Source organism: Streptosporangium sp. NPDC050148, from assembly GCF_055586505.1.
On the sequence record NZ_JBVJIA010000040.1, the window covers coordinates 36,911 to 47,744 of the forward strand.

8 protein-coding genes and 1 riboswitch are annotated in these 10,834 nt (G+C 72.3%); of the genes, 5 read left to right on the top strand and 3 right to left on the bottom strand.

The window, feature by feature from the left end; translation table 11 throughout:
- Window positions 1-55 precede the first annotated feature (55 nt).
- A complete protein-coding gene (locus tag ACZ6RT_RS32265) occupies window positions 56-985 on the top strand; it encodes a glycosyltransferase family 2 protein (protein ID WP_399189389.1) in 930 nt (309 codons plus the stop codon).
- Window positions 982-2,265, top strand: coding sequence for a polysialyltransferase family glycosyltransferase (locus ACZ6RT_RS32270; RefSeq protein WP_470157614.1), 1,284 nt, complete (start codon window positions 982-984; stop codon window positions 2,263-2,265). Before ACZ6RT_RS32265 ends, ACZ6RT_RS32270 begins: the two co-directional genes overlap by 4 nt.
- Before the next feature lie 112 nt (window positions 2,266-2,377).
- Here ACZ6RT_RS32270 and ACZ6RT_RS32275 read toward each other — a convergent pair whose 3' ends face one another.
- The 3 genes from ACZ6RT_RS32275 to ACZ6RT_RS32285 all read right to left on the bottom strand — a co-directional run bounded on the left by ACZ6RT_RS32275 (window position 2,378) and on the right by ACZ6RT_RS32285 (window position 6,088).
- The gene (locus ACZ6RT_RS32275; RefSeq protein ID WP_399189393.1) at window positions 2,378-3,418 is read right to left on the bottom strand and encodes a DUF4331 family protein; all 1,041 of its coding nucleotides are present in this window, start codon (window positions 3,416-3,418) and stop codon (window positions 2,378-2,380) included.
- 106 nt (window positions 3,419-3,524) lie between these two features.
- Complete coding sequence (locus ACZ6RT_RS32280) at window positions 3,525-4,940, bottom strand: DUF6716 putative glycosyltransferase (protein WP_470157615.1); 1,416 nt, start codon at window positions 4,938-4,940, stop codon at window positions 3,525-3,527.
- Window positions 4,941-5,047: 107 nt separating this feature from the next.
- A complete protein-coding gene (locus tag ACZ6RT_RS32285) occupies window positions 5,048-6,088 on the bottom strand; it encodes a hypothetical protein (protein ID WP_399189397.1) in 1,041 nt (346 codons plus the stop codon).
- Between the two features lie 206 nt (window positions 6,089-6,294).
- Here ACZ6RT_RS32285 and ACZ6RT_RS32290 point away from each other — a divergent pair, with 206 nt between their 5' ends.
- From ACZ6RT_RS32290 to ACZ6RT_RS32300, 3 genes are all read left to right on the top strand, one after another.
- Window positions 6,295-7,176, top strand: a complete 882-nt coding sequence (locus ACZ6RT_RS32290) for an oxidoreductase (RefSeq protein ID WP_470157616.1) — start codon at window positions 6,295-6,297, stop codon at window positions 7,174-7,176.
- A 498-nt stretch (window positions 7,177-7,674) separates the two neighbouring features.
- Window positions 7,675-7,813: riboswitch (cyclic di-AMP (ydaO/yuaA leader) on the top strand.
- Between the two features lie 18 nt (window positions 7,814-7,831).
- The gene (locus ACZ6RT_RS32295) at window positions 7,832-8,548 is read left to right on the top strand and encodes a CHAP domain-containing protein (RefSeq protein ID WP_399189401.1); all 717 of its coding nucleotides are present in this window, start codon (window positions 7,832-7,834) and stop codon (window positions 8,546-8,548) included.
- 805 nt (window positions 8,549-9,353) lie between these two features.
- A complete protein-coding gene (locus ACZ6RT_RS32300; protein WP_470157618.1) occupies window positions 9,354-10,703 on the top strand; it encodes an ABC transporter substrate-binding protein in 1,350 nt (449 codons plus the stop codon).
- The last annotated feature ends 131 nt before the right edge of the window (window positions 10,704-10,834 follow it).

Consider the following 10,834-nt stretch of genomic DNA (forward strand, 5'->3'; position numbering starts at 1 on the left):
CGTTGCCTGGGGGGTCGGTGTCGGAAGGGGTGGGGTTCGAAATGGAGAGAATTAGTTGATCACGTTGTCCGTGGTCGTCCCGGTGCGGGACGCGGAGCTCTACATCGGTGACGCGCTGACCTCGCTGGTCGGGAACGCGCGCCGGGACTTCGAGTTCATCGTGGTGGACGACGGATCGGTGGACGAGACCGGGCAGATCATCGAGGACTTCAGTGCCGACCTGCCCGGTCTGACGGTGGTGCACAACGACGCGCCGGTGGGGCTGGCCGACGCCCGCAACCTCGGGCTCTCCCTGGCCTCGGGCCGCTATGTGACGTTCATGGACGGCGACGACTGGCTGGCGCCGGGGTACCTGGCGGACCTGGTGGCGGCGATCGAGCGGCTGCGCTGCGACTTCGTCCGGGTCGACCACGTGCAGGTGGAGGGGCGCAAACGGGTGATCCACCGGGCGCCGCTCGCCGTGCGGGAGACGGTGCTCAAGCCGCGTGACCACATCCTGCCCGCCCGCTCGAAGACCATGGTCGACTACCCGTACGCCTGGGCGGGGATCTACCGCCGGGACCTGGGCGATCTGCTGACCTTCCCCGGGCACCTGCACACCGCCGAGGACAGGCCGTGGATCTGGCGGCTGCACCGGCTCGCGGGCTCGTTCGCGGTGGTCTCCCTGACCGGGGTGTTCTACCGGCGGCTGGTCGCGGGCTCGCTCACCCAGACCGGCGACGCCAGGCAGCTGCACTTCTTCGACGCCTTCGACGTGGTCTTCGCCGAGACGGAGGAGGAGTTCATGCCCAAGGCGGTGCGTACCTTCCGCGCGCTGCTCACCCACCACCTGGAGCTGGGCGAGCGCTTCTCCCCCGAGCTCCGCGCCCGCTTCGCCGAGCGTGGCGCCGCGACCCTGCGGCGGCTCCCCGCCGACCTGCTCGCCGAGAGCCGCCTGGATCCGGAACGCGACCAGGTCCTGCGAAGCCTCCTGGAGGGCCGATGACCCAGCTGTTCTACGCCTCGACCCTGTTCGGCGCGATGACGCTGGCGGCGGCGATCGACGACGGCCGCTTCGGCCCCCGCTCCCGCCGCAGGATCCTGCTGGTCTCCAACAACGCGGCGATCCCGGAGATCACCCCGGCCCTGGACGAGACGCCGGCCTTCGCCGCGCTGCGCCCGCGTTTCGACGAGATCCACTCGTGGAACCGGATCGTGGCCCCGCTGCACCCCTCGGACTGGAAGGCCCGCGTCGTCGAGGTGCCGATGCTGAGCCGCCTGCTCGGCTCGTACCTGTCGCTGGACGACGGGGTGGACGAGCTGGTCCTGGAGTCCATCGCGGTCCCCCCGGCCAGGACCGTGGCCGGGCTGGTCAGGGACTGTCCCGTCTCGGTCTACTCCGACGGCCTGATGAGTTACGGCCCGACCCGTGACCCGCTGCCGCTGGAGATCGCCGGGAGGGTCACCCGCCTGCTCCACCTCGACCTGGTCCCGGACCTGACGCCACTGCTGCTGTCGGAGTACGGGGTGAGCACCGAGATCGTCCCGGACCGGGCCTTCCTCGACGTGGTCGGCGCGCAGGCCGGTGGCGCGTCCTCGGGCCGGGCGATGATCCTCGGCCAGTACCTCTCCGCCCTCGACATCCTCACTCCCGCCGAGGAGGCGGGGCTGCACGCCGACATGCTGCGCGGCCTGGCCGCCCGCGGGTTCCGGAGCGTGCTGTTCAAGCCCCACCCGGCCGCCGGACGGCAGCACGCCCGGCGGCTGCGCGAGACCGCCGTCGAGCTGGGCGTCGAGCTGGAGGTGGTCGCGGAGACCGTTCCGGCCGAGTCGTGCTTCGCCGCGTCCCGGCCCGAGCTCGTGGTCGGCTGCTTCTCCACCGCGCTGATCACCGCCGGGCGCTACTTCGGGCTCCCGGTGGCGACGATGGGCGGCGAGTCGGTCCTGGAGCGGCTCATCCCGTACGAGAACAGCAACCGGATCCCGGTGACGATCACCGACGCGCTGCTGCCGCGCCTGTCGGTGGACGGCTCGCTGGAGAACCCACCGGCCGTGGACCTTCCCGCGCTGGTCGGCGCGGTCGGGTACTGCATGCAGAGCGAGGCCTACCCGGGCCTGCGCGAGACGGCCGCCACCTACCTGCGGGCGTACGGCTCGGCCCGTTACTTCAAGAACCGGCGGCTGGCCTCCCTGGACCTGCTGCCCTCCGCCCCGGGCACCGCGCGGCGGGGAAGGTCTCCGCTGGGCAGGCTCCGGGGCCGTCTGTCGAGGGCGTTCCCGTCCTGATCTCCCGGATTCCGATCCACCTCCCGGATTCCGGCCTCCCGGGTCCCGACCTCCCGGGTTCCGGTCTCCAGGGTTCAGGTCTCCGGGACGGGAGGGCGGGGGCCGGGGCGGGTCAGCCGGTGCCGGCCGGCTCGGCCGCGACGTACGGGAAGCGGTCGGCGCGCGTGTCCGCGAACTCCCCGGGGGTCAGCCCGGTGCTCGTCGCCGCGTTCAGCACCAGGGAGAACATGACCTCGGCGGCGTTGTCCGCGAGGCCACGGCCGTTGTGCCCGGCGAACCCGAAGGCGGCCGGGGTGCCCGTCCGGTAGGGCAGCAGGTCGGGGAGCAGGTGATGGGCCACGGACCTGCCGTAGGCGACCGGGTCGCCCGGGGCGCCGTTCGCCGCGGCGACCGCGGCCACGAGGCGCGCGATGTTCTCGCTCTCGGCCCCCATCTCGTCGGCGGGGTGGACCCGGTTCGCCGCACCGGCCCGCTCGCCGTCGTCGGGACGGAAGATCGGCCACATCATCGGGCGGCCCTCCCGGTTCACCTGCCACCAGCCGCCCGCGTCGGTGGCCAGCTTCGTGGTGGCCCAGACCCCGATGCGCCGGTCGGTGCCAAGGCGCGGGTCCCGGTCGGCCACCTCCAGCACGATCGAGTGGACGGTCGAGCCGGAGAAGCTGTTCTTGGCCGCGCCCGGCTCCCAGCCCGGCGTCTCGACCCGGGCGCCGTTCCTGACCGCGAGGTTGACCGCGCGGACCTGGGCGAGATCGACGTAGAACGGGTCGAGGGCCCGCCCGGCCCACAGCCGCAGGCCGTCCGGGCCGGAGACGGTCTCACCGGTCCGGCCCTCGGCGAGGAGCTCGCCCGCCGCCCTGTCGTCGCGGGCGCCGTGGCCGGTCAGGACGTGGAGGGTGAGGCCCTGCTCACCGGACGGGGCGGGCTCGCCGAACGCCACCCGGTAGGTGAGCTCCTCGGCCGCCGAGCCGTCCAGGTGGATCTTGAACTCGTAGCGGGCCTCCGGATGGAACCCCGGCCGCGTGCCGGACCCCGACAGGGAGCTGTTCACGTCGAGGACGAAGACGGTCCCGGTCTCGCCGCGGAAGACGTAGTGGTCGGTGATGTCGAGCCGGCCGTCCTGGCGGGCCTGCTCGGAGTCGAGATGGTGCGACATGGGCCCGCCTTTGGATTCCGCCGGTTTCTCCTCAGGGACCCTCACCGTTTTCGGCGCGGACGACACGAGCGCGGACGTTCAAAATCGGCTCAAGCCTGTACGGGGTTCACCGCAGGGCCCGCAGGTAGCGGCGCATCCGGCGCTTGGCCCGGTACCCGGCGCGCAGCACGTTCGGCGGGACCTCCACGCGCATCCGGGCGCGGCGGCGGGCGGCGGCGTACTGGGGGCCGTCCAGCAGGGAGCGGGCCGGGACGAGCCGTCCCGAGCGGGCCTGGCCGACCAGGGAGACCATGCGCGAGATCCAGTCGTCGTCGGCGCCCGGATGGAAGTAGTTGGCCCTGCACCAGGCGTCGTCCGGGTCCAGGAAGCGCCCGGCGGCCAGGTCGTCGAGGGTGCCCAGCAGCCCGCTGTCCTCGAAGACCAGGTTGATCATCTCGGCGTTCACACCGAAGTCGGAGAGCACCAGCAGCGGCACCTTGCCGGCGATGGCCTCCAGCGCGGCGGTCGAGCTGACGGTGACGAACCCGGCCGCGCAGGCCAGGTGCTCGTGCATGGGGCCCGTGGCGAACCGTACGGCGTCGTCCCGCACCCGGCCCTGCTCGACCAGCGACCGCCACAGGCCCATGTAGTGGTAGCGCTCGTTGTGGGTCTGGCGTTCGGTGTCCAGGGCGCGGAGCTTGACGACGACGTCCAGGTCCGGCCGGTGCCGGGCCAGCTCGGCCAGGGCCAGCAGGACGCTCTCGCGCTCCTCCCTGCGCCTGGGCACCTTGGCCTGGGTGGCGAACACCACCCGGTCGCGCGGGCCGACGACGGCGGGCCGCACGGCGGCACCCGTCCCGATCACGGCCCCTGCCCCGGCCTCGATTGCGGCCCCGGCCCCGGTTCCGGTCTCGGTCCTGGTCCCGGTCCTGGTTCCGATTCCGGTTCCCGCGACGGTTCCGGTTCCCGCGACGGCTCCCCCGCCGGGTGCGCCACCGGTGCCGTGCAGGAACGGCAGCCGGGCCAGGCCGACCTGGCCGCCCCCGCCCAGCGCCCGGCCGATCGCCGAGAACTCCTCGACCTCCCGGCCGCTGTGCAGCACGAACAGCTCGCACCCGCTGCGGAACAGCCACGCCTTCTCGGTGGCGGGAATGGAGATGCCGGGCAGTCCCGACGCGAACACCGGCCGGGGCCGCAGCCCGGCCAGCACCTCGGCGACCAGCACGTCCACCACCGGCCCGGTGCAGGCCACCAGTACCACGTCGGGCCTGAACCGTTCGGCGGCCCGGCGCAGCGCGCGGGCCGAGAGCACGGGCGGCTCGGCCGCCGACCCCGCGACGGCTGCCTGGATCTGCGCCGGGGACGGCACGATCGGGGTGCGGATCACCGCCAGCTCCGTCGTGCAGCCCGAGGGCAGCCCCCGCAGCAGGCAGGCCGCCCACTTCAGGTAGGAGTCGGAGTCGGCCACGGCCAGGACCTTCAACGAGAACCTCCAGCCGGGGGTGTCTCCCCCGGTGTCGTACGTGGACAGGGAACGCGGCACCGCAGGCGCTCGCGGGTGGCCGATCCCCGGGCTCCGGGCCGCGGGGATCGTGGCGTCACGGTGTCATCGCGTCACGGCCCGATGGCTCCCGGGCCCGGGCGGGCGGCTCATGGTCCGGCGACCCCGGTGTCGTGATGGGCGAACATCGACAGGTGGGAGCGGAGCGAGGGCGCCGCCTCGGCCGTCCACCACTCGTCGGGCACGTCCACCGTCCGCACGGCCACGCCCCGCGCCGAGAGCAGGATCCGCAGGGAGGTGACCGCGGTCGACGGCAGGCTCAGCACCCGCTGCTCGGCGGCCAGGCCGCGCAGCGTCAGCTCCGCGGGGATGCCGCCGTCGTAGACGGTGATCCCGCGCTGCTCGGCGACCCGGGCCAGGTCGCCCGGGTCCTCGCGGCGGTGCGGGAAGTAGGCCACCGGCCCGTCCGCGCCCAGCCCGGCCAGCCAGGTGAAGTAGTGCTCCCGGTGGATCAGGCCGTTGCGGACCAGCGAGGTGCCCAGGACCACGGTCCGCTCCTGCGGGCGGGGCCTGCGCAGCGGCTGCGAGCGCAGCCAGGCGAAGTCGTGGGTGACCAGCTCGATCCCCCTGGCCCGTACGGCCTTCGCCAGGTCGGGGGCGACGGGCAGCGCGGTGAAGATCGAGAGCCGGCCGGAACGGGCGGCGGCGCGCAGCCGCAGTCCGGCCGCCACGCCCAGGACGGTCCTGAGCCGCCCGGCCCCGCCGCGTGCCCGCAGCAGGGGCGTGCCGGGCCTGCCGGTGATCAGCTCCAGGAGCCTGATCGTGGCCAGGCCGTCGTCGACGATCACGACCCGGCCGGGGGAGGCGGTGAGCCAGCGGAACTGGACCTTGCCGGAGAAGGCGTCGCCCAGCGCCCAGGTGCGTCCCCGGGGCGGCCGGGGCATGTCCGGGCGGGCCTCGGCGAGTTCGAGGCCCTCGGGCAGCCCCAGGCGTCTCAGCTCGCGTCCCGTCACCGCCAGGGGGCGCAGGCCCGCCCTGGGCACGAGGTGGCCGCGGGGGCCGAGCAGCCCCGCGTGATGGGCCTCCACGGCGCAGAGCATCTGCAGCGGAGACTCCACCCAGGCGACGGCCGAACCCTGCTCCCGCGCGTGGTCTCGGCCGTCCTCCACGCCGGGCGATGACCCGTTCACGACCGCCACACCGTAACCCGGTGGCCTTACCGGTCCGGGAACTGCGGGTGAACAGCGGACCACGCGCGCCAACTTGTGATCTTGCGTGGCTTCGCGCGGGGCGCCTGGCCGTTCCGTACACTGCCCGTACCTGAAGATCCACGCCGGGCACCGGCGGGTCGGCCGCGCGGGTCGCAGGGCCGTGCGGGACCGGAGAGGGGCGAGCCATGTGGACGGCCGAGGACGTTCCCGACCTGACCGGCCGCACGGCCGTCGTCACCGGGGCCAGCGGGGGCATCGGCCTGCCGACGGCGCTGGAGCTGGCCAGGCACGGCGCCCGGGTCGTGCTGGCCGCCCGTGACCCCGGGCGGGGCAGGGCCGCGCTGGAGGCCGTCAGGGCCGAGGTGCCGGGGGCCCGGGTGGAGGCGGGGGCGCTCGACCTGGCCGACCTGCGGTCGGTGCGCGCCTTCGCCGAGACCGTCCGCGAGCCGCTGGACCTGCTGATCAACAACGCCGGGGTGGGGCCGATGCCCCGGGGGACGACCGCCGACGGCTTCGAGACCCAGTTCGGCGTCAACCACCTGGGGCACTTCGCGCTGACCGGCCTGCTGATGCCGCGCCTGCTGGCCGCCCCGGCGGCCCGGGTGGTCACGGTCTCCAGCGACGCGCACTCCGTCGGGACGATCGACTTCGACGACCTGGGCCTCGAACGCCGGTACGGCAGGTTCTCCTCCTACGGCCGTTCCAAGCTGGCCAACCTGCTGTTCACCCTGGAGCTGCAGCGCCGCGCCGACGCCTCGGGGGCGACCCTGCTCAGCCTGGCGACCCACCCGGGCACCACCGCGACCGGGATCCTGAAGACGGGCGTGCTGACCCGCCCCCTCAACGCCCTGATGCGCCTGGTGCTGCAACCGGCCACCAAGGGCGCCCTGCCGTCCCTGTACGCCGCCACCTCCCCCGAGGTCACGGGCGGGCAGTACATCGGCCCAGGGCCGAAGGTGCTGCGCCCCTCGGCCCGGGCGACCGACCCGGAGGTGGCGGCGCGGCTGTGGGAGGTGTCGGAGGAGATGACCGGCGTGCGGTTCGGGGAGACCCGGCGGCTGCCGTGAGGGGCCGCCTCCCCGCTTGAACAGGGCATTGAGGAGGTTTTGAGAAGACTTTAGGAAAGATCGTCCGCCTCCCCCGCAGTTTTTACCATCGAAGGCCAGTTCGACAAAGGCGGTAGGTAAAGAGTCGCCCGGGGACCGGCCCTTCCCGTCCCGTGACCACCGGGCCGGACGGCGGGCGGACGCGGACCCGATCTCCGGATCGCCGGGGACACCGGGCTTTCCAGTCACCGCCCCGAAGAGGTCCGGGCGACGGCGAGGGCATGGGACGACCCGCGGGGAGGGTGATCCACTCCCCTCCCGGGGGCGCGGAACGGCATCCTCTACCCCTCTGACCAGGCCCTATCACCATGAGAAGGCAATGTGTCCTGCTTGTAATCGTCTGACCGGATGACGTAGGTTCATCCCGTTCATGGCAAATGTCTGGGTCTACCAAGGTCTGAGCATTGCCGTCACATTGCCCGACCGCGTCTTACCTGGGCGGACCCCCTCCGCCCCCGGTGAGCACGGCCGCCGAATCCGCGAGGTCTGCGGAACCGGGGAACCACGTTCCTGGGGTGAATCAACGCATACGTGCGTCGTAGGGCACTTCCCAGCCCGAACCCGTCAGCTAACCCGGTAGGCGGAATGGAAGCGACGCAAGGAGTCGAACCCCCATATGACCGAGCACCGCTCCACCCCCACCCCCATCATCCCCCGCCTGGCACGAATCGCCCTCGGCGCCTCCATCGCACTGACCGCGGGAGTCATGGGCCCCGCCGCCCAGGCCGACGGCCACGGCGCGCTGAACACCCCGCCCGCCGACACCAAGACCGCCGAGGTCTCCTCGGACTCCGGGTCCGCCAGGACCCCCCTGGAGGTCGTGGCCCAGCGGCTTCCCAAGGTCACGGCCGCGCAGGTGCTGAACCTGGCCGCCCAGCAGATCGGCGTCCGCGAGAACTCCATGGGCGGCGGGACCAAGTTCCACCAGTGGTACATGTCCTCCCCCCGCGCCCAGGAGACCGCCGCCCGCGACGGAGGCAACATCTACGGCTACGCCAACGCCCCCTGGTGCGCGATGTTCGTGTCCTGGGTCGGCGAGATGGCGGGCATCCGGCCCACGATGGGCTGGGACGCCTACACCGTCACCCACGCCAAGTGGTTCGCGCAGAACGGCCACTGGGGCACCACCCCCACCCCCGGCGCCGTCGTCTACTTCGACTGGGAGGGCGGCAAGAGCATCGACGGCATCGACCACGTCGGCTTCGTGAAGCACGACAACGGCGACGGCACGATCACCACGATCGAGGGCAACACCGGCAACGGTAACGTCGAGCAGCTCGTCCGGCCCATGTCCGAGGTCGCCGGCTTCGGCTACCCGGTCTACGCCGGCTGATCCGGCCCCGGCCGGCACCGCGACTCACGCGGCTCACGGACTCACGCGACGGGGTCCGCGCCAGGACCCTGTCAGGGTACGTGTCAGACCCCTCGCACCCCCTCCCCCCTTCCCCCTTCACACCCCCGTCCATCCGCCCGTCGTCCCGGCCAGGCCGGGAGACGGGCCTCGTCATACCTCCGGCGCCCGCCCGTCCCGCACGAGGGCTCCGATCGCGTACGGGCCGGCGTCTCCGGCGTCCCTGCATCTCCGGCGTCTCTGCGTCTCCGGCGTCCTCGCGTCTCCGGCGTCCCCGCGTCCTCCGTGTCTCCCGTGCGGATGCCGTCCCGCGCGCGTGCGGCCGCGCGCCGGGCACGATCACCGCCCGGCCCCGCCACGGGCCGCCGCGGGCCGTCGTGTGCCGCAGCGTGCCGTCACGAGGCGGCGTACGCCGTCACGAGGCCGCGTACACGACCGGACGTCGCGCACGGTCACGCGCGGGGTCCGCCGCGCGGTGGTCCCGTCCGGTGCCGGTTCGTGGTAGGAGCGCGAAATGCCCTGACTGTATGCCCGTGTGATGGGAGCGCTCCCAAAACCCCATATGGGATGTATATCACCATTTAGGCGCCCCAGGACCCTCAAAACGCCTTCCATGTAACGGTTGAGTTTCGGTCTATTGACGTCCTGGTTGCCCATCGTCCACTCTTCGTGGGAGCGCTCCCAAAGCACATTGAGGAAAGACCGCATCGTGAGGCCGCGTTTGTCGGGGACCGGTACGCGATGTCACCTCCCAATGATTCGGGCGACCACCTGAGAGGGGTCCGGAATGTTGAACAACAAGCGGCAGGGCAAGCTGGCCGCCGTAGCGGTCATGGCGGCCACCGCCCTGGCCATCACGTCGTGCGGTTCCAGCGAGCCCGCCAAGCCCGCGGCCGGCGGTTCCTCCGCCGCCGCGGCCGAGCCGGTGACGATCACCGTGCACACCTTCGGAGGTGGCGAGAACTTCGGCTATGACAAGGCCGTGGAGACCTGGAACGCCGCTCACCCGAACATCCAGGTCAAGTACCAGAACCTGACCGACCGGTTCGAGGACGTCTACCTGCCGCAGCTGCTCCAGCGTCTGCAGGCCGGCAGCGGCGCCGCCGACATCATCGCCCTCGACGAGGGCGCGATGGGCCTCATGAAGGCCCGTCCCCAGTTCTTCACGGACCTGGCCCAGTACGGGCTGGACAGCCGCAAGGCCGACTTCCCCGCGGCGAAGTGGGACAACGGCATCAACGCCGACAACAAGCTCTTCGCCCTCGGCACCGACATCGGCGGCATGACCATGTGCTACCGCAAGGACCTGTTCGAGAAGGCGGGCCTGCCCACCGACCGCGAAGAGGTCGGCAAGCTCTGGCCGGACTGGGCCGCCTTCATGGAGGTCGGCAAGAAGTTCCAGGCCGCCAACCCCGGCAAGAGCGACCCCAAGTTCCTCGACGGCCCGAACACGCTCTACAACGTGATCCTGTCGCAGGAGGCGCCGAAGAACGGCAACGTCGCCTACTTCGACAAGCAGAACCAGCTCGTCATCGAGACCAACCCCGCGATCAAGACGTCCTTCGACACGGTGAAGAGCTTCAGCGAGGCGGGCCTGACCGCCAAGCTCGCGTCCTTCACCCCGCCGTGGAACGCCGCCATCAAGAAGGGCGGCTTCGCGACCATGGGCTGCCCGGCCTGGATGCTCGGTGTGGTCTCCGGTGCGGCCGGTGAGGGCAACAAGGGCAAGTGGGACGTCGCGGCGGTGCCCGGCGGTGCCGGCAACTGGGGCGGCTCCTACCTGGCCGTGCCCAAGCAGAGCAAGCACCCCAAGGAGGCCGCCGAGGTCCTGAACTACCTCACCGGCAAGGAGGGCCACGTCATGGCCTTCCAGGAGGCCGCGGCCTTCCCGAGCTCCATCCCGGCTCAGCAGGACCCCGCGGTCGCGGACCTGAAGAACGAGTTCTTCAACGACGCGCCGACCGGCAAGATCTTCGGCGAGTCGGTCAAGGACCTGCTGCCGGTCTTCCTGGGTGAGAAGCACGCCCAGGTCAAGACCTCGGTGGAGAAGGTCCTGGAGGGCATGGACCAGGGTTCGGTCCCCTACGACCAGGCCTGGACCAAGTTCCTCGAGGCCGGCGTCAAGGCAGCGGGCTGATCCCCCTCCCGACCCGCATCGGGGCGGGGGGGGGGGGGGGGGGGGGGGGGGGGGGGGGGGGGGCCGGGGGGGGGGGGGGGGGGGGGGGGGGGGGGGGGGGGGGGGTCTGGGGGGGCGGAGAGGGGGGAGGT

What these genes read in the sequence shown, in the direction of transcription:
- ACZ6RT_RS32270 (WP_470157614.1), top strand. Translation starts at nt 982, where the DNA reads ATGACCCAGCTGTTCTACGCCTCGACCCTGTTCGGCGCGATGACGCTG.
- ACZ6RT_RS32275 (WP_399189393.1), bottom strand. Translation starts at nt 3,418, where the DNA reads ATGTCGCACCATCTCGACTCCGAGCAGGCCCGCCAGGACGGCCGGCTC.
- ACZ6RT_RS32290 (WP_470157616.1), top strand. Translation starts at nt 6,295, where the DNA reads ATGTGGACGGCCGAGGACGTTCCCGACCTGACCGGCCGCACGGCCGTC.
- ACZ6RT_RS32295 (WP_399189401.1), top strand. Translation starts at nt 7,832, where the DNA reads ATGACCGAGCACCGCTCCACCCCCACCCCCATCATCCCCCGCCTGGCA.
- ACZ6RT_RS32300 (WP_470157618.1), top strand. Translation starts at nt 9,354, where the DNA reads ATGTTGAACAACAAGCGGCAGGGCAAGCTGGCCGCCGTAGCGGTCATG.